At 63.7% G+C, this 22654-nt stretch carries 19 protein-coding genes; 7 read left to right on the top strand and 12 right to left on the bottom strand.

All coding sequences use genetic code 11. From position 1 onward, the window contains the following. Positions 1–77: 77 nt before the first annotated feature. Entirely contained in the window at positions 78–632 is a 555-nt protein-coding gene (rsmD, locus tag FJ954_RS15515) for a 16S rRNA (guanine(966)-N(2))-methyltransferase RsmD (RefSeq protein ID WP_140661881.1), read from the bottom strand. Further along, positions 629–2641 carry a pseudouridine synthase gene (locus FJ954_RS15510; protein ID WP_140661880.1) on the bottom strand — a complete coding sequence of 671 codons (2013 nt, stop codon included), beginning with the start codon at positions 2639–2641 and terminating at the stop codon, positions 629–631. Before FJ954_RS15510 ends, rsmD begins: the two co-directional genes overlap by 4 nt. 181 nt (positions 2642–2822) lie before the next feature. Between FJ954_RS15510 and FJ954_RS15505 the strand changes: the two genes are divergently transcribed. After that, on the top strand, positions 2823–3272 hold the full coding sequence (locus FJ954_RS15505) for a nucleoside deaminase (RefSeq protein ID WP_041163474.1): 450 nt from the start codon (positions 2823–2825) through the stop codon (positions 3270–3272). 34 nt (positions 3273–3306) lie between these two features. Here FJ954_RS15505 and FJ954_RS15500 read toward each other — a convergent pair whose 3' ends face one another. The 3 genes from FJ954_RS15500 to FJ954_RS15490 form a co-directional block, all read right to left on the bottom strand. Beyond that, the gene (locus FJ954_RS15500) at positions 3307–3978 is read right to left on the bottom strand and encodes a hypothetical protein (protein WP_015318360.1); all 672 of its coding nucleotides are present in this window, start codon (positions 3976–3978) and stop codon (positions 3307–3309) included. A 205-nt stretch (positions 3979–4183) separates the two neighbouring features. Continuing rightward, the gene (gene ileS, locus FJ954_RS15495; RefSeq protein WP_140661879.1) at positions 4184–7168 is read right to left on the bottom strand and encodes an isoleucine--tRNA ligase; all 2985 of its coding nucleotides are present in this window, start codon (positions 7166–7168) and stop codon (positions 4184–4186) included. A gap of 284 nt (positions 7169–7452) precedes the next feature. After that, the gene (locus tag FJ954_RS15490) at positions 7453–8265 is read right to left on the bottom strand and encodes a MipA/OmpV family protein (RefSeq protein WP_140617137.1); all 813 of its coding nucleotides are present in this window, start codon (positions 8263–8265) and stop codon (positions 7453–7455) included. A 188-nt stretch (positions 8266–8453) separates the two neighbouring features. Here FJ954_RS15490 and FJ954_RS15485 point away from each other — a divergent pair, with 188 nt between their 5' ends. Beyond that, on the top strand, positions 8454–9008 hold the full coding sequence (locus FJ954_RS15485) for an HdeD family acid-resistance protein (RefSeq protein WP_015318363.1): 555 nt from the start codon (positions 8454–8456) through the stop codon (positions 9006–9008). Between the two features lie 29 nt (positions 9009–9037). Here the strand turns inward: FJ954_RS15485 and FJ954_RS15480 are convergent, their stop codons facing one another. Next, positions 9038–10018: a bifunctional riboflavin kinase/FAD synthetase gene (locus FJ954_RS15480; protein ID WP_140662075.1), complete on the bottom strand. Its 981-nt coding sequence runs from the start codon at positions 10016–10018 to the stop codon at positions 9038–9040. 6 nt (positions 10019–10024) lie between these two features. Further along, positions 10025–10885, bottom strand: a complete 861-nt coding sequence (locus tag FJ954_RS15475) for a TIGR01459 family HAD-type hydrolase (protein ID WP_140661878.1) — start codon at positions 10883–10885, stop codon at positions 10025–10027. A gap of 258 nt (positions 10886–11143) precedes the next feature. Between FJ954_RS15475 and FJ954_RS15470 the strand changes: the two genes are divergently transcribed. Next, positions 11144–13129 carry a TadE/TadG family type IV pilus assembly protein gene (locus FJ954_RS15470; RefSeq protein ID WP_181177826.1) on the top strand — a complete coding sequence of 662 codons (1986 nt, stop codon included), beginning with the start codon at positions 11144–11146 and terminating at the stop codon, positions 13127–13129. 124 nt (positions 13130–13253) lie between these two features. After that, positions 13254–13886, top strand: a complete 633-nt coding sequence (locus FJ954_RS15465; RefSeq protein ID WP_015318367.1) for a LysE family translocator — start codon at positions 13254–13256, stop codon at positions 13884–13886. Between the two features lie 4 nt (positions 13887–13890). On the opposite strand, the gene FJ954_RS15460 is transcribed toward FJ954_RS15465, so the two are convergent. Beyond that, on the bottom strand, positions 13891–14715 hold the full coding sequence (locus tag FJ954_RS15460) for a DUF2189 domain-containing protein (RefSeq protein WP_140661877.1): 825 nt from the start codon (positions 14713–14715) through the stop codon (positions 13891–13893). 250 nt (positions 14716–14965) lie between these two features. Here FJ954_RS15460 and FJ954_RS15455 point away from each other — a divergent pair, with 250 nt between their 5' ends. Next, complete coding sequence (locus tag FJ954_RS15455; RefSeq protein ID WP_140661876.1) at positions 14966–16189, top strand: pilus assembly protein TadG-related protein; 1224 nt, start codon at positions 14966–14968, stop codon at positions 16187–16189. 70 nt (positions 16190–16259) lie between these two features. Then, positions 16260–16790: a CAP domain-containing protein gene (locus FJ954_RS15450; RefSeq protein ID WP_181166516.1), complete on the top strand. Its 531-nt coding sequence runs from the start codon at positions 16260–16262 to the stop codon at positions 16788–16790. Between the two features lie 47 nt (positions 16791–16837). Here FJ954_RS15450 and FJ954_RS15445 read toward each other — a convergent pair whose 3' ends face one another. The 4 genes from FJ954_RS15445 to FJ954_RS15430 all read right to left on the bottom strand — a co-directional run bounded on the left by FJ954_RS15445 (position 16838) and on the right by FJ954_RS15430 (position 21452). After that, positions 16838–18373 (bottom strand): DHA2 family efflux MFS transporter permease subunit, encoded by a 1536-nt coding sequence (locus tag FJ954_RS15445; RefSeq protein WP_140661875.1) that lies wholly within the window; start codon positions 18371–18373, stop codon positions 16838–16840. A gap of 308 nt (positions 18374–18681) precedes the next feature. Continuing rightward, positions 18682–19860 carry an HlyD family secretion protein gene (locus tag FJ954_RS15440; protein ID WP_140661874.1) on the bottom strand — a complete coding sequence of 393 codons (1179 nt, stop codon included), beginning with the start codon at positions 19858–19860 and terminating at the stop codon, positions 18682–18684. Then, on the bottom strand, positions 19857–20336 hold the full coding sequence (locus FJ954_RS15435; RefSeq protein WP_015318373.1) for a MarR family transcriptional regulator: 480 nt from the start codon (positions 20334–20336) through the stop codon (positions 19857–19859). Before FJ954_RS15435 ends, FJ954_RS15440 begins: the two co-directional genes overlap by 4 nt. 90 nt (positions 20337–20426) lie before the next feature. Then, entirely contained in the window at positions 20427–21452 is a 1026-nt protein-coding gene (locus tag FJ954_RS15430; RefSeq protein ID WP_140661873.1) for a LacI family DNA-binding transcriptional regulator, read from the bottom strand. Between the two features lie 168 nt (positions 21453–21620). Between FJ954_RS15430 and FJ954_RS15425 the strand changes: the two genes are divergently transcribed. Next, a complete protein-coding gene (locus FJ954_RS15425; RefSeq protein WP_140661872.1) occupies positions 21621–22652 on the top strand; it encodes a Gfo/Idh/MocA family oxidoreductase in 1032 nt (343 codons plus the stop codon). The last annotated feature ends 2 nt before the right edge of the window (positions 22653–22654 follow it).

Raw genomic sequence — 22654 nt, 5'->3', positions numbered from 1 at the left:
GCGACAAGCAAAGTGAATTGTTGGTCATGTTGCCGGCAAAGGCGGCGGCAAAGAGGCCACGGCTGAAAGCAGGCCTCTCAGGCAGCTTCGATGAAGCGGATCACGGTCTCGCCATAGTTGCGCTCATCAAGCACGGAAAAGCCCGGGCCTGGCTCGAAGGGAACCACCGCCGTCTCCTCGACCACACAGAGTGCGCCTGGCCGCAGCCAGCCGCCGGCCTGGGCCGACCGCAGGGCTAGCTCGCCAAGGCCCTTGCCATAGGGCGGATCGGCAAAGACCAGGCCGAACGGCGCCAGCGTGCCCGCCTCGCCAAGGCCGGTTGCGTCGCGGCGGAAGATCTTGGTGCGTCCGGTCAGGCCGAAGGCTTCGACATTGTCGCGGATCAGACCACGGCCCTCGGCCGATTCCTCGATGAAGACGCCATAGGATGCCCCGCGCGACAGGGCTTCCAGGCCAAGCGCGCCGGTGCCAGCGAACAGGTCGAGCACGCGCGCGCCGTCCAGTTGCCCGGCAAAGCGATGCGCCAGAACGTTGAAGACGGCCTCGCGGGTGCGATCGGTCGTCGGGCGGATGGCGCTGCTGCGGGGCGTCGCCAGCAGACGCCCGCGAAACTCACCGCCGACGATTCTCATCTTGTCCGGGGGCCCTTGGGGCCGCCGCGCGGCCGCTCGCCGCCACCGGCGCCTCCTGGACGCTCGCCACGCGGCTTGCCGAACGGTTTCGCGCCACCTGGCTTGCCGGCGGGCTTGCCATAAGACGGCTTGAACGAGGCCTTGCGTGCCTTGTTCTCGGCCGCCTTGGCCGCATCGGCCTCCGCCCTGCCCTTGCCGATCGGCCGGGCTCCCGGCGCCATCCAGACATTGGCCTTGCGCTGGCCGGGCGGCTCGATCGGCCGTTGCTCGCGCTCGGGTTTCTTGCCGCCGCCGCGAGGCTTGTCACCGAATCCACCGCGCGGCTTGTCGCCAAAACTTCCACGCGGCTTATCGCCAAAGCCGCCGCGCTCCGGTCGCGGACCGCGATCGCCGAAGCTCTTTTCTGGTCTCTCACCCCTGTCGGGGCTCGTCGACAGTTTGCCGAGCGCCTCGTCGCGGCTGCCTTCCCGGCGTTTGCGGTTCTTGATCAGCCCACCCTCGCCGATCGGCCGGCGCTCGCCGTCTCGCGTAAACTTCGGCCGTTCGGGCTCGACTTCTCGGACTTCGGTACGCCGCACCGGCTGATTGGAAAACGGTTTTGTTATCTCGGCGTCGAAATTGGCGCCGGATTCCTCGACCAGGCGCTCGCCGAGCTGGTCGCGCAGCACCCGGCCCTTGATCTCCAGAACATGACCCTCGGCGAGATCCTCGAGCTGGAACGGACCGTAGGAGATGCGGATCAGCCGCGTGACGTCGAGGCCGAGCGCGCCGAGGATGTTCTTGACCTCACGGTTCTTGCCCTCGCGCAGACCGATCGTCAGCCAGGCGTTGGAGCCCTGCTCGCGATCCAAGCTGGCTTCGATGGCGCCGTAGAAGACGCCGTCGACGGCAATGCCCTCGCGCAGGCCGGCGAGCGCGCTTTCCTCGACCTTGCCATGAACGCGCACGCGGTAGCGGCGCAACCAGCCAGTGGCCGGCAGTTCGAGTACGCGCGACAGGCCGCCATCATTGGTCAGCAGCAGCAGGCCTTCGGTGTTGATATCGAGGCGGCCGATGGTCATCAGCCGCGGCAGTTCGGCGGGCAGCACGTCGAAGACAGTCTTGCGCCCTTCCGGATCGCGGTTGGTGGTGACGACGCCGGCCGGCTTGTGGAACAGGAACAGGCGCGTGCGTTCGATCGGCGGGATTTCCATGCCATCGAGATGGATGATGTCATTGGACATGACGTTGAACGCCGGCGAGGCCAGCACCTTGCCATTGACCTTGACGCGGCCGGCGGCGATCAACTCCTCGGCGTCGCGGCGCGAGGCGAGCCCGGCGCGTGCCAGCCGCTTGGCGATGCGCTCGCCGGCTTCTTCCGTTGCTTCGGCAGGCCGCGAGCGCGGCTTGAAGCCGCCGCCAGACGCGCCTTGCGACCGATCACCGAAATCACGCTTGGGTCTGTCGCCGCCAAAGTCACGCTTTGGACGGTCAGCGAAATCCCGCTTCGGACGATCTCCGAAATCACGCTTGGGACGGTCGAAGCGCTTTTCACCGCCCTCCGCCGATGCAGAAACCGGACGGTCGCCACGCGGCGCGTAGGGCTTGCGTGGTCCCTCGCGCTTCTCATAAGGCTTGCGTTCGCCTTCGGCTGCCATCGGGCGGTCGCCGCGCGGCGCGTAGGGCTTGCGTGGTCCCTCGCGCTTTTCATATGGCTTGCGCTTGCCTTCGGCCGCCATCGGGCGGTCGCCACGCGGCGCATAGGGCTTGCGCGGGCCTTCGCGCTTTTCATAAGGCTTGCCTTCGGGGCGCGGTCCCTTGCTGAATGGCCTGTCGCCGCCCTTGAAGTCCCGCTTCGGCCGGTCGCCGTCGGCGTCCATCGGCCGATCGCCACGTGGCGCATAAGGTTTTTTCGCAGCAAAGGACGGCTTCCCGCCCTTGCCGGCATCGCGGCCACGTGCACCTGCCGATTTCGGGCCACTCCTGCCCGGGCCGGCTTTGCGCGGTGATTTCTTGTCGTTGTCGTCCATGTGGCCTTTGTCCGTTTGCGCTGCTACAGCGTGGCGCATCCGTTCGGCGCGCAACGAACGCTGTAGCACTTTTGATTTGGCGCATGATCATTTCCGAAAATCGAGTCCGATTTTTCGGGTTGATGCGCTCCATAACAGGATCACCGCCGGGTGGCGAGGATATAATGGGAAGACAAACCCCTTGAAGAGGCCGGATTTCATGGCCCTGGCGCTAAAAGAGGCCGAAGCGGCAGCCTTGCGTGGCGAAGTGCCGGTCGGCGCGGTCATCGCCAATGGCGGCGCGGTTATTGCCAGTGCCGGCAACCGCACGCGCGAGCTTGCGGACCCGACGGCCCATGCCGAGATGCTGGTGATCCGTGAAGCCTGCGGCAAACTCTCGAGCGAGCGGCTCACCGGCCACGATCTCTATGTCACGCTGGAGCCCTGCGCCATGTGCGCCGGGGCAATCTCCTTCGCCAGGCTGCGCCGTCTCTATTTTGGCGCGGCCGACGAAAAGGGCGGCGCCGTCGTCAACGGCGTGCGCTTCTTCGCCTCTCCGACCTGCCACCACACGCCCGACATCTATCCGGGCATGGCCGAGACCGAAGCAGGCCTGCTGCTGAAGGATTTTTTCAGGGGACGTCGAGACTGAGCCAAGGCCGCCGCAAGACCTGGGCGACTTGTTCTTACTGCAACCAGTCGAACCAGCCGCCCTTCTTACCCTCGGCCTTTGCCTTGAGAGCGCGTTCTTTCTTGTACTCGTCTTCGCCGAGTTCGTTCTGCGGCGCGGCATCGGAGGCGACACGGTAGGCCAATGGCGGCTCGCTGAGGTATTTACGCGTGTTCGGATCGCCCTGCTTGCTCTCGGCAAGGCGGCGCTGGATCTCGGCGGCGCGGCCCTTGTCGGAATCGGCGGGTTTCCACGCCGGCGGGTGGCTGGATCCTGATTCCTCCATCGCCCTTTTCACCGAAGCCGGATCCGTCTGCACGTCATCGACGATCTCCGACTGGTAGGCCGGATCATTCTGGTGTGCGGTGGCGTCGGCGCGCAGGCGCGCGCGGCGCTGCTCGGGCGATTCGGGCCAACCGGCGTTTGCCGTCTGGATGCTTTCCTGCGGGGCAGGCAGCGCTTCCTTCTGGCCAGGTGCCGGCTTCACCAGGGTGGGACGTGGCTTGTAGTCGATCGGGTCCTTGCGCTTCGGCGCGAAGGAAACGGCGCCTGTAAGATCGCCGGCCAGCTGCTCGGCGGCGGTCTTGTCGGTGCCGTAGGTCGGAGAGCCCATGCAGCCGGACAAAGCGAGGCCCGATGCGACAAGCGGCGCCAGCAGCGCAAGGCGCGCGTTATATCTTTCGGTCATGCCAAAAAGTCCCACTCTAGACAACCTCTCGATCGCACCGGCCTTGTGTCCGGTCCCCATCGTGCAAGCACTTGCGACGGAAATCCGGCGACAATTTGTCTTCCGGAGTTTCGCGTGTTTACCTCAACCACTCGTTAAGGGCAACGCACGGGCGGGTTTGCACCCGCGCGGCGTGGCATTTGTGCACTTCTTTGGGCGACAGGCACTAGAGCCTTCCCAGCGCTTTCAGTTCGTGCAGCACCGCGGCATCCCGTGCCGAAACATCCGGAAACTCGGAATCCTGCCCGACATCGGCGGTGTAGCGCCAGGAACGCGCGCATTTGACCAGGCCGCGATCCTCCGCTTTCTCGACGACCACGGCAACGCCCTTGACATCATCGAGGGCGAAGGCGGTTCGCGGCGCCTCGCCATGGGCAATGACGAGATCGCTGGTGATGGCCATTTCAGCCATGTCGACGTCCGATATCGCCGCCTCGAGCGCCGCATCGTTGATCGTGACCACGGGGACAGCCTCCAGCGAGGAGCCGATCACCTTCTGGGCACGCGCAATCTCGAGCGCGCCGGTGACGACGCGGCGCACCTGCCTGACCTTGCGCCATTTCTCCGCCAGCGCCTCGTTCCTCCAACCCGCCGGGATTTGCGGGAACTGGTCGAGATGCACCGACATCGCATCGGGATGACGCTCGAGCCACGCCTCCTCCATGGTGAAGGGCAGCATCGGCGCCAGCCATTTCACCAGGCAATCGAAGAGATGGCGCACCACCTGGACCGAGGCCTTGCGCTTCACGCTCGACGGGCCGTCGCAGTAGAGCGCGTCCTTGCGGATATCGAAATAGAAGGCCGACAGCTCGACCACCATGAAATCGAGCAGTGCGCGCGTGATGCGCTTGAACTCGAAGGCGTCGTAGCCCTGGCGTACCACCTCGTCGAGTTCGGCCAGCCGGTGCAGCATCAGCCGCTCAAGCTCCGGCATCGTCTCCAGGGGAACGACCTCACCATCGTCATGGGCGAGCGTCCCCAGCATCCAGCGTATGGTGTTGCGCAGCTTGCGATAGGCGTCGATGTTGGTCTGCAGCACGTTCTTGCCGAGGCGCTGGTCTTCCCAATAGTCGGTCGTCACCACCCAGAGCCGCAGGATATCGGCGCCGGACTGCTTGATCACATCCTGCGGCACGACCGTGTTGCCGAGCGATTTCGACATCTTGCGCCCATCCTCGTCCATGGTGAAGCCATGGGTGACGACGGTGTCGTAAGGCGCCCTGCCCCTGGTGCCGCAACTTTCGAGCAGCGAGGAGTGGAACCAGCCGCGATGCTGGTCGGAGCCTTCGAGATAGACGTCGGCCGGCCACTTCAGGTCGGGCCGGTCTTCCAAGGTGAAGACATGTGTCGAGCCCGAATCGAACCAGACGTCGAGAATGTCCATCACCTGCTTCCATTTGGAGGCATCGTGATTGCCGAGGAAGCGCTCCTTGGCGCCGGGCGCGAACCAGGCGTCGGCGCCTTCCGCCTCGAAGGCGTCCATGATGCGGCGGTTGACGGCCTCATCCTTCAGCACATTGCCATCCTCGTCGGCGAAGACGGCGATCGGCACGCCCCAGGCGCGCTGGCGCGACAGCACCCAGTCCGGGCGCTCCTCGATCATGGCGCGAATGCGGTTCTGGCCGGCGGCCGGGACAAAGCGCGTCTCGTCGATGGCCTTCAGCGCGCGGCCCCGCAGCGTGGTGCCGTCGCCGAGGTCCTTGTCCATGTAGACGAACCATTGCGGCGTGTTGCGGAAGATGACCGGCTTCTTCGAACGCCATGAATGCGGGTAGCTGTGCTTCAGCCGGCCGCGCGCGAACAGCGCATTGCGCTTGATCAGCTCGTCGATGACCGCCTGGTTGGCGTTGCCCTTCTTGCCATTGTCGTCGATGACGCGCGCGGGTCCGCCTTCGCGGTCAGGGCCGAGGCCCGGCGCGTCCTTGGTGAAGAAGCCGGCATCGTCGACGGTGAACGGGATTTCGGTGTCGATGCCACGTTGGCGCAGCGCGGGCGCGGCGTCGATCCAGGCATCAAAGTCCTCCCGGCCATGGCCGGGAGCGGTGTGCACGAAGCCGGTGCCGGCATCGTCGGTGACATGGTCGCCGGCAATCATCGCAACCGGGAATTCATAGCCGCCACCGAGGCCCTTGAAGGGATGCGAAAGTACAAGATTTCCAAGCTGTTCGGCGCTGATGCCGTGAAGACGCTTCAAGGTGACCTTGGCCTTGGCCTGGCTTTCCTCTGCCAGCGCATCGGCAAAGATCAGCTTCTCGCCTGGCTGCGGGCCAAACGCATTCTCGGCCGCCGTCACCTCGTAGAGGCCGTAGGCGACACGCGGCGAATAGCTGACGGCGCGATTGCCCGGGATGGTCCACGGCGTCGTCGTCCAGATGACGACATGAGCATCCAGCAGGTCAAGCGACCGACCGCTCAGGTCCGGATCGAACTCCGTCGGCTGCCCGTCCACGACACTGGCTACCACGAGATTGGCCACCGGAAACTTCGCCCAGATCGTGTCGGACTCGTAGTCCTGGTACTCGATCTCGGCCTCGGCGAGCGCAGTCCGCTCGACGACGCTCCACATCACCGGCTTCGAACCACGGTAGAGCTGGCCGGACATGGCGAACTTCAACAATTCACCCGCGATGCGCGACTCGGCGTGGAAGGCCATGGTCGTATAAGGGTTCTTGAAGTCGCCGATGACACCGAGACGCTGGAACTCTCCACCCTGCACCGAGATCCAGTGCGCGGCGAATTCACGGCATTCCTGGCGGAATTCGTTGACCGGCACCTCGTCCTTGTTCTTGCCCTTGGCGCGGTATTGTTCCTCGATCTTCCATTCGATCGGCAGGCCGTGACAGTCCCAGCCGGGCACATAGTTCGAGTCATAGCCGCGCATCTGGAATGAGCGGGTGATAACGTCCTTGAGGATCTTGTTCAGCGCGTGGCCGATATGGATGTTGCCGTTGGCGTAGGGCGGGCCGTCATGCAGCACGTATTTTGTACGCCCCGCCGCGCTCTCGCGCAGCTTGCGGTAGAGGTCCATGTCCTGCCAGCGCTTGACCAGCACCGGCTCCTTCTCGGGCAGGCCGGCGCGCATCGGAAACTCCGTCTGCGGCAGATAAAGGGTCTTCGAATAGTCGATCTTCGATTGGGTTTCGTCGGTCATTGGTCTGCCATGTGCATGCCGGGCCACGTGGCTTGCGGCGTGAAACTCTATTTTACACGCATGCCGTTCCCAAAAACGGGGCCCACTCGGGGCGACATGCTTTGATGATCTGGAAAAGCGCGAGAGGCCGCGCGCAATATTCCCGGCGGCTCCTACAGCCTTCAGGCTGCTGGGAACACCGGGCTGGTAATTCGTATCGTTGGCGCGTGAAGGCGCAAAAAGCTCGTCATTGCTGGGCTTTTAGCGGAGAAGAGCGCAGGAATAAAGCGTCTCGTTCGATTCGCTTACATCTTGAAGTCGAAGCGGTAGGTGGTCGACACGCCGACCATGAACTGGTTGCGGTCGCCACGCTCCCTGACCAGGCTGGAATCAGCGGCCGGACCCTCCAGGCGCGAATATTCGCCAAACAGGCTGGCAGTCATCGGATCGGTCACCTTCCAGGTCACCGCGCCACCGAGGCCGACGGATTTCAGGCCGCCGCCGGGATTGTACTGGCTCAGGCCCGAGGCCACGGCTTCCTGCGCGTTGACACCGTAATAGGCATCGAAATAGTTCGCCGAAGCGAACGACACGCGCGGACCACCTGAAATCCTGACGGTTGGCGTCACATCGTAGAATGCATCGGCGGCGATGTCGGCGACAAAGCCGTTATGGGCTCGGATGCCATGCCGCAATTCGGCACGCGCGCGCATCCAGTCCGTCGGATAGAATTCGAAGAAGCCGCCGACCTCGCCGCCCCAGCGGACCGGGTCGAGCCCCCTGAGCTCGTCGGCATCGCCGTCGTCGCGCGAGAACAGGAACTTGCCGGTCAGGCCTGCACGGACGCCGCCGTCGTCGACAAGCGCCAGCGAAATATTGTCGTTGCGTGAGGTGAAGCGAGCCGCAGGGCCGGCCTTGCCCAGCGAAATGATGGGCTGGGCGCTCAGCATGTATTTCTTGCCGCCTTCGAAATTGGGCGCCACCAGGCCGGTCGCGCCGACCGTCAGATACCAGTCGCCGGACAGCCAGCCGAAAGCGCCATCACCGGCTTCGGCCGCGCCTGACATGGCGAGCACGACAGTAGCCACGGCTACAGAAATCTTCCCGACCTCACTCATGGTCACTCCACTAACACGATACAACTGCCCTGCGGCGACAGCTTTGACGAGGCTTTGGTAAAATTTGATTTAAGGGCGAGACATCCAGCGCGCATTGCCTGCACCATCGCGCCCGCCATCGGCTGGACGCGGGTCGGCGCCGAGGGTAACCTCCCTGCATGCTGGCGGTCCTCTATGGAGGTGGCGACATGACCTTGCACGGCGATACTCTGAAGAACGCGATCGGCCGGACGCGTGACAAATGGGGATGGTTCGTCGGTCTGGGCGTGGTGCTGCTGATCCTCGGCGGTGTAGCCTTCGGCAATCTGTTCATCGCCACGGTGGCTTCCGTCTACGTTGTCGGATGGCTGATGCTGGTGGCCGGCATCATCGAGATCATGCATGCTTTCGGGGTCAAGACCTGGGGCCGCTTCTTCTACTGGCTGCTCAGCGGACTGCTTTATGCGGTCGCAGGGTTCTTCGCTTTCGACAATCCGCTGCTCGCCTCGGCGGTGCTGACCTTCCTGCTGGCCATCGCGCTCGTAGCTTCCGGCGCGCTGCGGGCCTGGGTCGGCTACAGCCACCGTCCGGAGCGCGGCTGGGGCTGGATTGTCGCGGCGGGCGTCATCAGCGTGCTCGCGGGCCTGATCATCGCCATGGGCTGGCCGGTCAACAGCCTGTGGGTGCTCGGACTGTTCCTGGCGATCGACCTGATCTTCCAGGGCTGGACCTTCATCGCCGTCGGCCTCGCGTTGAAGAAATAGAAACTCGTTTCCCCTTTCGGGATCATGCTTCAGAACGCCACCGCGGCGTCCAGGCCAGAGAGCGGTTTGACGCCGCCAAGCAGCGCGCGGGCCTCGGCTTCATCGCGCTTCATCTGCACGACCAATGCGTCGAGCCCGTCGAACTTGATCTCGCTGCGCAGGAAGCCGAAGAACGACACCTCGCAAGTCTCGCCATAGAGATCGCCGGAAAAATCGAAGACGAAGGTTTCCAGGAGCGGCGCGCCATTGTCGTCGACCGTCGGGCGGCGGCCAAAGCTGGCGACGCCGTCGTGCAGCGTACCGTCCGCGCGACGGAAGCGGACGGCGTAGATCCCTTCCTTGAGCGTGGCTTCCGCCGGAAGCCTCATATTGGCTGTGGGAAAGCCGAGCGTTCGCCCGAGCTGCTGGCCGCCGACAACCTCGCTTTCCACCGTAAAGCGATAGCCAAGCAGACCGGCGGCCTCGGCCACCTCGCCCTTGCAAAGCAAGGCACGGATGCGGCTCGACGAAACCACCTCGGCGCCTTCGTCGCGAAAGGCGTCGACGAGGGTAACACCGAAGCCGTGGCGCTCGCCGGCAGCCATCAGATAAGCCGGCCCGCCCTGGCGGTCCTTGCCGAAATGGAAATCGAAACCGGTCACGGCGTGGGTAATGCCCAGCGCCCTCTCCAGCACATCGGTGACGAAGGCTTCCGCCGACAGCGAGGCGAAGTCGCGCGTGAACGGCTGTTCGACGAGCGCGGCAAAGCCCAGCAGCGACAGGAGGTGCGCCTTCATCGGCGGCGGCGTCAGCACGAAAAGCGGCAGATCAGGCCTGAAAACCGTTCGCGGGTGCGGTTCAAAGGTCAGCACCAGGGCCGGTACGCCACGCCGCACGGCCTCCGCCAATGCCCGTTCGAGCACGGATTGATGGCCGCGGTGGACGCCATCGAAATTGCCGATCGCGACCACGCCCCCTCGCAGATCGGCGGGCAGCGGCGCGGTTGTCGTAAGATGCTGGAACGCGACCATTGCCACCTACTGCAGTCTTGCGATCACGGCCACCGGACGATAGCCGTGCCGCTCCAGGAAGAGCCCGAGCTTTGCCGGATCCGGCCGGGATGGATCGCCATAGTCGCGGGCATGAATGCCGCCAGAGACATAGAGGACGTCGAAACCATTGTCGGCAGCGCCCTTGACGTCGGTCATGATGCCGTCGCCGATTGCCAGTATTCGCGAACGCTCAACCGACCGGCCGAGGATCTCGGCCACCTCCTTCATCGCGACCTCGTAAATCGGCGCATAGGGTTTTCCGGCGATCAGCGTGCGACCGCCGAGCTGCGCGTAGTCGCGCGCGAGCGCGCCGGCGCACCAGATGATCCGTTCGCCGCGTTCCACCATGATATCGGGATTGGCGCAGATGAACGGCAGGTTCCTGGCGCGCAACCGGCGCAGCAGTTCCGTATAGTCGTCAGGTTTTTCGACCTCGTCGTCGAACAGTCCGGTGCACACCACACCGGTGGCCTCGAACTCCTCGACGAGTTCGACATCGAGGCCGTCATAAAGGGTCAGATCGCGGTCGGCGCCGATGTGGAAGACCTTGCGCGGGCCCTCCGCGATCAGATCACGGGTCACGTCGCCCGAGGTCACCACACGGTCATAGGCTGATGGCGGAACGCCGATCACGCTCATCTGCGCCACGACATCGGCGCTGCGGCGCGGCGAATTGGTGATCAGAACGACAGGAGTGCCGTCCGCCCTTGCCGCTGCCAGCGCAGCCGCGGCAGCCGGAAAATGCCATTCGCCATTGTGCACCACCCCCCAGACATCGCAAAGAATTGCCGAATAGGCTTTCGAGACGTCTTCGAGCGAGCCGACGATTTCAGGCGAATCCGCCATGCCGTTTCCTTCAGTATGATCGTTGCGGTTACAGCGGCCGACGGTTCCCCGCGGCCGGTTCGAATTATCCGAACCGGCCCATGCTGTCACCAGCTTTCGCCTTGATCGGCGCGAATTGCGGCGCAAGCCGCGGCCTTGATTGGTTAGCGGTTGGTGAAGCGCAGACCAAGCAATAGAGCGGTTTCCCAAACCCGTCCTTCAGCGTTTTGTGGAAAGTTGGCGCCGGCCGAGAATCCGTCGGCGGGGGCCGCTGCAAGCATGTTTGAAATCTGGCGTCAGTTCCGCCGCGACAGGCGCGGCAACTATGCTCTCATGACGGCTGTGGCGATGGTGCCGCTGATGGGCGGCCTGGCGATCGCGGTCGATTTCACGGAAATGAACCGTGAAAAGCAGATGGTGATGAACGCGCTCGACGCCGCCAACTTCGCCACGGCCCGCCGGCTGACGGAAGGCGCCACCGACGATCAGCTGAGAGCCTACGCGCTCGACTTTTTCAACGCCAATTTGAACGACATCGATCCCGTCAGCGCGACGCTCAACGTCACCTTGCCGAGCAACACCAGCGGCGGCGGCCTGCTGACCATGACCGCCCAACTTAATTACAAACCCTATTTCTACCCCGCCTTCGCCCAGTTCGTCGGCAAATCGGCGACCGATGCCAACCAGAGGCTCAGCTTCAACGTCACCTCGCAAGTCCGGCTGAAGAACACGCTGGAGGTTGCCTTGGTGCTCGACAATTCCGGATCGATGGTCACGCCCGGCACCGGCTCAGGACAAATGCGCATCGATCTGCTCAAAACAGCGGCCAAGCAACTGGTCGACACGCTTGCCCAGCAGGCCGCGATGATCAAGCAGGTCGACAGGCCGGTGCAATTCGGCCTCGTGCCCTTTGCCGCCTCCGTCAATGTCGGCCCCGGCAACGGCAACGCCTCGTGGATGGACACCGAGGGTCTGTCGCCGGTATCGAACGAGAATTTCGACTGGTCGACGCTGAACGGCGCCAACAAATACGCCCAGCAGACCAACGGCATCTGGTACAAGCGCGGCACCGGCTGGGGAACCGAGGAAGGCCAGATGCTGACCCGGTTTTCGCTTTATCGCGACATGAAGGTCGTCACCAACCACGAGCGTATCGTCAATAGCAAGCGCGTGGTCTGCGACGCATACAATTCGAACAACACCTGCAAAAGCAGCCACAACGAATATGACTATGTCGATTCCTACGGTCCGTTCGCCAGTTGGCAAGGCTGCGTCGAGGCACGGCCCTACCCTTACAATATCAACGACGCCACGCCGTCCGGTGGCTCGGCCAACACCGGCATCGGCGTCGGCGATCCGGCAACGATGTTCGTGCCGATGTTCGCGCCCGACGAACCCGGCAATCACTGGAAACTCACCCAGGCCCCCGACGAGGCCGCACCGGTAACTTATGGTGCCATCAACAGCTGGTGGAACGACGATCCATCGAGCAGCAGCGGCCAATCGCGGCTGCGCAACATGGCCAAATATTTCCAGCCGCGGCCGATCGATGCGCCGGCGCTGCCCGCCGGCAACGGGCCGAATTACAGCTGCACCACCAACCCGATCACGCCGCTGACCGACGTCAGCGTCGCCGACGGGCTCGCCTCGATCAAGGCGGCGATCGACCTGATGCAGCCGAATGGCGGCACCAATGTTCCCGAGGGCATGGCCTGGGGCTGGCGGGTGGTCTCGAGCGGAGAGCCGTTCACGCAAGGGCGCCCGGAAACCGAAAGAGGCAACGACAAGGTGGTGATCGTGCTGACCGACGGCGCCAACACCTATTATACGCCATCCTCGCTGGGCAATTCCGACCCCGCCAATTCGAAATCGACCTATGCGTCCTTCGGCTACCTCAACCCCGGCTACAACGGCACCTCGGTCGGCCGCCTGTTCATGGGCACATCGAGCGCCATCGGTCAGTTCGACTATTCGAACGGCAACTACACCAATGCCCTCAACGAGCAGATGGCCACGCTCTGCAACAACGCCAAGGCAGCCAACATCATGGTGATGACGGTGGCGCTCGATCTGTCGACGACCAAGGCCAGCGACAAGCTGGCGATCGATGCGCTGAAATCCTGCTCGTCGAATTCACGCTTCCGCAAGGATGCGACGGATCCGAGCAAACCGGCGAAGCTGTTCTGGAATGCGACCGGCGCCAGCCTGGCAAACGATTTCAAGGAAATCGGCAACGAGCTGTCGAACCTGCGCGTCGTCGGCTAACCCGAGTTCCTTCCCCTGGCGCAACGCCCGGCGCCGTCAAGCCCTTGCGGGCGGCTGCCGTGACAGGCACAGATTGGCCGCTCGCATGGTCTCTCATCCATCGCGGCAGGCTGGGGAACGAACAATGCCCGATACCGCCAACCATCTCGCCTTCGCGCTGGTCTGCCTCGGCATGGTGCTGACGCCGGGTCCGAACATGATCTATCTGATCTCGCGCTCACTGTCGCAAGGGCCGAAGGCCGGACTGATCTCGCTTGGCGGCGTTGCGGTCGGATTCCTGTTCTACGTGCTGTCGGCCGCGTTCGGCATCACGGCGCTGCTGATCGCGGTGCCCTATGCCTATGACGTGCTGCGCTTTGCCGGCGTACTCTACCTCTTGTGGCTGGCCTGGCAGGCCGTGAAACCGGGCGGACGCTCGCCATTCCAGGTGCGCGATCTGCCGAAGGACCGGCCGCGCAAGCTGTTCGCCATGGGATTGATGACCAATCTGCTCAATCCCAAGGTGGCCGTTCTCTATCTGTCGCTGCTGCCGCAGTTCATCAGCCCCGGCAAGGGCCATGTCCTGTCGCAGCTTCTGGTGCTGGGCGCGACGCAGATATCGATCAGCCTCAGCGTCAACGCCGTCATCGCGCTGACGGCCGGCTCGATCGCCACCTTCCTCGCCGGACGCCCGCTGTGGCTGGTCATCCAGCGCTGGATGATGGGAACCGTGCTGACGGCGCTGGCGCTGAAGATGGCGACCGACGCGCAGCGCTGAAGCGTCACATCGGCCGGCGCGGCGGCCGGATCTGGGCCGGCTCGACCACCTTGCGGTAGAGATGCCAGGTCGCGTGGCCGAGGATCGGCATGACGACGGCGAGACCGGCAAACAGCGGGATCGAGCCGATCACCAGCAGCACCGCGACGATGAGGCCCCATAGCGCCATCTGCAGCGGATTTGCCATGACCGCGCGCGCCGAGGTCTCTATCGCCGAAACGGCGCCGACATCCCGATCGAGCAGAAGCGGAAAAGCAACGACCGTGGTCGCCAGCACGACCACCGCGAAGACCAGGCCGGCCGCGTTGCCGAGAAGGATCAGCCTCCAGCCCTTGCTGGTCGTCAGCACATCGCGCAGGAAGGCCCCGGCCGAAGCCGGCGGCTCGCCGCCGAAAAGGCTGGTGTAGATCGACTGCGCCGTGAACAGCCACAACAGGAACAGCGCGAACAGCATGATGCCGATAACCGCTATCGAGGGCAGCGCCGATGAATGGCGAACATCGAGCGCATGCCGCCAGTTGGTGTTCATGCCGAGCTCGCGCCGGCGGCTGATCTCATAGAGTCCGATCGCGGCGAACGGCCCGACCAGGGCAAAGCCCGACATCAAGGGATAGACGAGCTGGATGGCGTTGGAGCCGGACGTCCACTGCGTCAGGATCAGGCCGGCGACCGGATAGATCAGGCACAGGAACACGTAATGCGAGGGCTTGGCCCAGAAGTCCTCGGCGCCAAGCCTGAGCGCGTCCCAGAGGTCCGCCGTGGAAATGCGGCGGACCGCTGGTTGCACATGCATCCCGTACGCGTCCGCCATGACATGAAAGCCGGCCATAACCTTCCTCCGTTTTTCTCGGGGGGCGGTCACCGCCTAGGGTGGCTGCCCGTAGCTGCCACTTCAAGAACGCTCGCATGATAGCCGATCTTCCCGGGATTGTCGCCGCGTCTCATAAGGTTTGCTGAGCGGTCATCGTCTGGCGAACCACTGAGTTCATTTTAGAATCCATGCATTTTAGCTATTGCTTAAATTACTCGTAGAGACCCAGAGCGTATCACCTGAGCTTTACAAACGTTGGCGAGGGGCGATGTTCACATTGAAGGGCTTCTGGTCTTGCGAACGCGGCAATTTCGCCATGGCGACCGCCGTAGCCTTGCTGCCGATAATGGCTGTCGTCGCCGGCACCCTCGACCTGACGGGCACGAGCGATGACGCCGCGCAACTGCAGAACTCGCTGGACGCGGCTGGCCTTGCCGTCGGCACCAAATACCTGCCCAGCATGAGCGCGAGCGATGTCCAGGGGCTTGGGCTGACATTCTTCGCAGCCAATTTGAGCATTGCCGACCAGCAGGAATATTCAGACAGCGTTTCCGCCTTTTCGGCCACCGCCAGCGGCGATCCGAGCGCCTATTACATCTCGCTGTCGTCCGGCATCAACCGTCCGAGCTTCATCAACGGCGCTGCCCCCTGGCCAGCTCACCGGTCGGCAACGGTCAAGATGCACCCGGGCGCCCAGGCCTGCGTGCTGGCGCTCGATCCGCATGCGTCGGCGGCGGTGAGCCTACAAGGCTCGACCGATGTCGCCATGAGCAACTGCGTGATCGCGGCAAACTCGGACGCGTCCGATGCCGTCAGCAGGGGCGGTTCCGCGCAGGTCTCGGCGGGCTGCGTATCGGCCGTCGGTGGCACTTCCGGGCTTTCTCCGCCCGCTGCCAACCTCACCTGCGGCACGCCGCTCGAACATCAATATGCGTCCTTCGATCCCCTGGCCGACATCGTCCCTCCCCCCTACACACTTTGCCTGCCGGTGCCGAACGGCAAAACCTACACGCTGTCGCCCGGCACCTATTGCGACAAGACATTGTCAGGAAACATCACGTTCAACCCGGGCGTCTACATCTTGCGCGGCGTCACCCTGAAGCCGGGCGGGAATGGCAGCCTGAGCGGCCAGGGCGTAACCATATTCCTCACCGAAGGGGCACAGATCATCATAAACGCCAATGAAAAGGTGAACCTTTCCCCGCCAACCAGCGGGCCTTACGCCGGCATCACCATCTTCCAGAGCCGCGGGAACATTTCAGCCTTGACCCTGAATGGCGGCGCAAATTCCGTGATCAGCGGATTCGTCTATGCGCCTGACGCGGCCGTTTCGTTTGCCGGCAATTCGGACATGAGTGGTCAGGGGGACTGCCTGAGGCTTGTTGGCTTGACCGTGCAGATGACAGGCAACTCTTCCATCAAGACCGACTGCACGGCGGTGTTCGGAAATCGAGAGATGTACTCCAGCCGCCTCATCACGCTTGTGAACTAGGGGCCGCTTCGATCGAGATTTTTCACCGCCTGCCCGGCAAAAGCCATGATCGGGACCGAGTCAGGCACGCATGACCACTTCGAAAATCGATTGCGACCAGATCGCGAACTTGAACAGGCGCAGTTGGCTCAAGGCGGCTGGGCTCAAGGCGGCTGGCCTGGCGGCCTTGCTTGGGCTTGCCGCCTGCAGCACCGTCTCGCTGCCGACAGGGCAAGGCGCCGGGGTTTCCTCCTCGGCAACCGGCACGCTGGCAAGCCTGCGTGCGACGGCCGGGCGCGGCCCGCTGACCCCGGACGCGCAGTTGGAGCAAGCAGCATTGCAGCAGGCCGGCTACATGGCGCAGCGTGAAAACATGAGCCACACCACCGGCTGGGGCAAGGATTTCGCCTCGCGCATGAGGGACAATGGCGTACACGGTGCCGCCGCCGAGAACATCGCGGCCGGCCGCTTCGACCAACAGAAGCTGTTCGATATCTGGATGCATTCGCAGGGACACCGGCGCAACATACTCGATCCGGACTTCAACCGCTTCGGACTTGCCTATGTCCGTGACGGCCGCGACCCCAACCTGCGCTACTGGTCGCTGGTGCTCGGCAGGTAGCAAAGACATCGCCGGCAGCGGACATCCGCTGACGAGCAGCCGCTACTTCAGTCTATATGAGCGGCGGGCGCACCGCCGCCGGCCGGCGCCGTTTTCGGCTTGCGCAACAGGAAGACGAACGGGATAGCGGCCAGCGTCATGATCATCAGGATTTTGAAGTCGTTGACGTAGGAGATCATCATCGCCTGCAGATTGACCATGCGGTCGACCTGCGACAGTGCCGTCGGATCGCCGCCGGCGGCTGCCGGCGAGACCGCCCAGAGATTGGGATTGAACGGGTTGATGAAGGTTGAAAGCTCGGCGTGGTTGATCTGCGTGTTGCGCACCAGCAGCACGGTCACGACCGACACGCCGATCGACGAGCCAAGATTTCGCACCAGGCTGAACAGCGAGGTTGCATCGGTGCGGTAGCGGGCGTCGAGCGTGGCGAAGGCAACCGTCGACAGCGGCACGAACACCATGCCCATGCCGAGGCCCTGGATCACGCCGGAGCTGAGGATCAGCCAGTTGTCCATCTGCGGGGTGAAGCTTGCCATGGTGTAGAGCGACTGCGCGGTCAGGAGGAAACCGATGACGACGAGAATCCTGGCATCGACCTTGCCCATGATGCGCCCGACGACGAGCATCGAAATCATGGTGCCGACACCGCGCGGCCCAATGACGATGCCGATGGTGACCGTTGGATAGCCGAAGATGGTCGACAGCATCGGCGGCAGCAGCGACATCGAGGCCAGGATCAGCACGCCCATGACGAAGATGAACGCCAGCCCGGTGACGAAATTGCGATCGAGGAAAATCTTCGGATCGATAAACGGATGTTCCGATGTCATCGTATGGATGATGAACACCCAGAAGCCGGTGAGCGAAAGACCAAGCTCGATCCAGATCTCGACCGAGGAAAACCAGTCGACCTCGCCACCGCGATCGAGCATCAGCTGCAGGGCGCCGACGCCGAGCGATATCATGGCAAAGCCGAAGAAATCGAAGCTGCGCACCCGCCGGGCGACCGCCGGCAAATAGGCCGCCATGCCAAGAAAGGCGACGATGCCGACCGGCAGGTTGATGAAGAACACCCAGCGCCAGTTGAAATTCTCGGTCAGCCAGCCGCCGAGCGTGGGGCCGAGGATCGGTCCCAGCATGATGCCGGCGCCCCATATGGCCATCGCCTGACCATGGCGCTCCTTGGGGTTGATGTCGAGCAGGAAGGTCTGCGACAGCGGCACGATCGCGGCGCCGAACACACCTTGCATCAGCCGGAAAAGCACGATGGTTTCCAGGCTCCACGCCAGGCCGCACAACATCGAGAAGATGGTGAAGCCGACCACCGCCGTCAGGAACAGCTCCTTGCGGCCGAAACGGTCGGCGAGCCAGCCGGTGACAGGCGTCATGATGGCGGCGGCGACGATGTAGGAGGTCAGCACCCAGTTGATGTTGTCGGGCGAGGCGCCGAGATCGCCGGTCATGGTCGGCAGCGCGACGTTGGCGATGGTGGTGTCGAGCGCCTGCATGATCGTCGCCAGCATGAGCGCGACCGTGATCAGGCCACGATGCGGCACTTCTTTGAATGGTTCGGACGTGCTCATGGCGCAGAACTTCCAGAAGGTAACAGAAACGTGTACAACGGGTTTCCGGGCGGCAAAGCCTTCCGTTGAGAGACCTTCGTCGCGGTGGGACGCGATTATCGATGTGGGGGTTACATCGACTGAAAGTCTCTGATGAGCGGATGCCTGCCGCCCGGAAACCTGAGGACCGACAGGTCCGTGTCGAAGATTTCAGATTTTGGACGGCTGCCACGCGGCTCGGCCCAAACGCTGATCCTTCCCACCCCTCCCGTCAGACCAATCCTTCAACTCGCTTTCACCCGCTTGGTCTCCGCGGGCTTCTGCCGAGACTACTTCGCGGGCTCGCCGGCCGTAGCGTGACCGAAGATCGACGGCCAGCCACGCGCGACGCCCGTATCGACCGTAACAGAGGCGCTCATGCCGGTGCGCAGCGCCATCTTGGCGTCGGGGTCGGTCAGTTCCAGGCGCACCGGGATGCGTTGGGTGACCTTGACCCAGTTGCCGGTGGCGTTCTGGGCGGGCAGCAGCGAGAAGTCCGCGCCGGTGCCGGCACCGATAGCCCTGACCGTCGCCTCGAAGGTCCTGCCCGGATAGGTATCGACCACGATCTCCGCCTTCTGGCCCGGCTTCATGTTGGTCAGTTGGGTTTCCTTGAAATTGGCGTCGACCCAGGTGTCGCCGGTCTCGACCAGCGCAAACAACGGTGTGCCGGAGCCGACATACTGGCCAACCTTGAAGGACGCGGCTTGATAGACGACACCATCGGCAGGCGCCTTCACGGTGGTCTGCTCCAGATCATAGGCAGCCTTGTCGCGCGCCGCGAGCGCCGACATCACCGTCGGATGCTTGTCGGTTTCGATGTCGGGGTTGCCGCCGAGTGCCGCCTTGGCGCTGATGATGCCTTGCTCGGCAACAGCCAGTTGCTGCCTGGCTTTGTCGAGATCGTTCTTGGCCTGATCCAGCGATGACTTGGCGTTGATGCCCTTCTGGGCAAGATCGGCGGCGCGATCGAATTGAGACTGCGCATAGTCGACCTCGCTGGCAGCGGACTTCTGCTGCGACTGCGCCTGGCTATAGGCCGCGCGTAACTGCTCGACATTGAGACGCGCGGTAGCGACCGCGGCGTCCGCCTGGGCGAGCGCGATCCGGTAGGGCTCGGGGTCGATGGCGAACAGGAGATCGCCCTGCTTGACCGTCTGGTTGTCCGATATGGCGACCTGGACGATACGACCGGCCGTGTCAGAGGCGATCGACACCTTGGCCTGCTGCAGATTGGCGTTTTCCGTTTCCTGGTAGCGCCCGCCCGTCACCCAGACATAGCCGCCGCCGATGATCAATGCCGCCGGCAAGGCGAACATCAAAAAGAAGCGGCCGATGCGGCGCTTCTTCTTCGGCGCCGGCGCGGGTTGCACGGGAGGAGCGACCGCGACCGGGGTTGATGCCGGCTGGACCGGCGCTTCCATCTCCACCTTGGGAGCGTTTTCTTCTACCTTGGCTACCGCGTTCATGCTGCCGCACCTTCCGCACTCTTGATCTTTTCAAGCGACGAAGCTTCGCTGTCCGTCAGATTTTGCACGATTACATCCAGCGCCCGGATCAGGATGCGCCGGTCTTCCGGCGAAACGCCGCTGAGCGATTCCTCATAGACCTCGCCAGCAAGGCTCTTGACGTCCGCATAGGCCGCATTCGCCTTCTCGGTCGGGAAGATCATGCGCACGCGCCGGTCGGTCGCGTCGGAGCGGCGTTCGATCCAGCCGCCCTCCTCCATCCGATCGACCAGGCGTGAAACGCTGATCGGCTCGATTTCGAGCAGTTCGGCGAGCCGCGCCTGTGCAACGCCCGCCTCCTTGGCAACGCGGACCAGAAGCCGCCATTGCGCCGAAGACAGGCCGAGCCCGCTGGCGCGCGCCTCGAAGCGCTTGCGCATCAGGCGTTGCACGTCGTGGATCAAAAATCCCAATCTATCGATGCCATCTGAAACCATGAGCGATACATATAATAAGCGTGCTTACTATTCAAGATGCCACTTCGCTATGAAAGCCGGCAAATGCGGATGGCGGACACAGGCGTGTGGTCAATCGCTGTCGCGCGCGACCAGTTCCAGCGGCCAGACCTCCCTGATGGTCTGCGGCCCCGTGGGCCCGGCGAAAGCGGGCAGCGAGGCGAGCAGGATTTCGCCGAGCCGCCGTCCCATCGGCTCCAATGCCGGGCGGAAAGCGGTCAGCGCCGGGGAGAAATAGCGGCAGAGCGGCGTATCGACGATGACCATCACCGCGATGCCCTGACCGGGCATGATCCCCATCTCGGCAAGCGCCTTGCAGCCGCCGAGCGCCATCGCGTCATTGTTGAAGATGATCGCTGTCGGCGGATCCTTCGAGCGCATGACTTGCGGCGTCACCGCGTAGCCGCCGGCTTCGTTGATGAAGCCGTCGGCGATCAGCTCGGGATCGATGTGGATGCCGTGCCGCCGCAGCGCCTTGCGATAGCCGTCAAGAAACAGATAGCCGAAGTTGAGGTCGAGTGACGGCCGGATGGCGGCGATGCGGCGGTGGCCGCGTGCAACCAGGCGGTCGACTGCGTCGGCGCCCGCCTTCTCGAAATCGAGGTCGAGCGAGGGATAGGTCTCGTCACCGGACTGGCTTCGGCCAAGCGTCGCAAAGGGAAAGCCGGCCCTGCTGAGATAGTCGATGCGATCGTCCTCACGCCGGGTCCAGGCCAGCAACACGGCATCGGCGCGGCGTGTCTCGACGACCCGTCGCAGGCGCTCCTGCTGATAATCGGCGGGCGCGCCCATGACGATGATCAGGTCGAGCCCGTGCTCGGCCAGTGCCGCTTGCAACCCGCTCAGGAACGGAATGAAAAACGGCTCGCCATATTGCTGATCACCCGGGTGGGGCTGCAGCATGAACGCGACGGCATGCGTGGTGCCCCGGCGCAGGTTCCTGCCCGACTGGTTGGGTGAATAGTTGAGTAGGCGCGCCGCATCGAGCACGCGCTGCCGCGTCTCGGCATTGACATCGGCGCGCCCATTGAGCGCCCGCGACACCGTGCCGATCGAAATATTCAAATGGCGCGCAAGATCGTGAATGCTGGATGCCAAGACCAATCCCCTTCCGTTCCCGCTAACATTAGCGGACCTTGCGGCCAAGGCCACTCAGACGAACGGCCACAAATCCGGTTGACATTCTACGCCCTCGGGTGTGTCATCGTAAACGTTTACGGAAGAACCGTGAATGCCAACCGGGAGGGGTTGGCGGAGGAGCGCCGGATGCTGCATGTCGTCCTGGTCGGGTGCGGAGCCATGAGCAAAACGTGGCTCGAGGCCGCCCGTCAGTCCCCTGAAATCAGGATTGCCGGTCTCGTCGACCTCGACGCCGACAGGGCACGCCAGCGAGCCCGCGAATATGACCTTGCCGGGGCCGCGATCGGCACCGATCTCGACGTCATTCTGGATCAGACCAAAGCCGATGCGGTGTTCGACGTGGTCGTTCCGGCCGCCCGCCGCGAGGTGGCCAATTCGGCCTTTGCCCATCACTGTCACCTGCTGACGGAAAAGCCCCTCGCCGACAGTCCGGCCAACGCCCGCGCCATCGTCGACGCCGCGCGGCGCGCCGGCCGCGTCCACGCCGTCGTTCAGAACCGCCGCTATGTCGCCAATGTCCGGCGCATCCGCCGCTTTCTGGATTCAGGCGCCATCGGCGCGCCGACCAGCATCCACGCGGATTTTTTCGTGGCGCCGCACTTTGGCGGTTTTCGCGAAGAGATGCGCCACGTGCTGTTGCTCGACATGGCGATCCACACCTTCGATGCCGCTCGCTACATGGTCAACGGCGAACCTGCCGATGTCTATTGCCAGGAATGGGAGCCGGCCAATTCCTGGTATCGGCAAGGGTCGTCGGCAAGCGCCACTTTCGGGCTCGGCCGAAACAGGATGTTCACCTATCGTGGCAGCTGGTGCGCCGACGGCTTTCGCACCAGTTGGGAGGGCAGCTGGCGTATCGTCGGTGAGCGCGGCAGCCTGATCTGGGACGGCCATGACGAGGTGAAGGCGGAAGTCGTGCTGCCGGAGCGCGAAGGCCTGATCGACAAGGTCGGGCCGGTGACAGTGCCTCCCCTCGATCCGTCCGACCGTATCGGCGGGCATCTCGGCGTCATTGCCGACTTCGTGCAAGCCGTGGAAACCGGCACCGAGCCGGAGACACGGGGCTCGGACAACATCAAGAGCCTGGCCATGGTCTTCGCGGCGATCCAGAGCGCCGAGACCGGTCGTCGCGTGAACATCGCATCGCAGGAAGGATGACC

This window comes from Mesorhizobium sp. B2-3-15 (assembly GCF_006442875.1).
Taxonomy (GTDB): domain Bacteria; phylum Pseudomonadota; class Alphaproteobacteria; order Rhizobiales; family Rhizobiaceae; genus Mesorhizobium; species Mesorhizobium australicum.
This window is presented reverse-complemented; position numbering and strand designations above follow the sequence as displayed.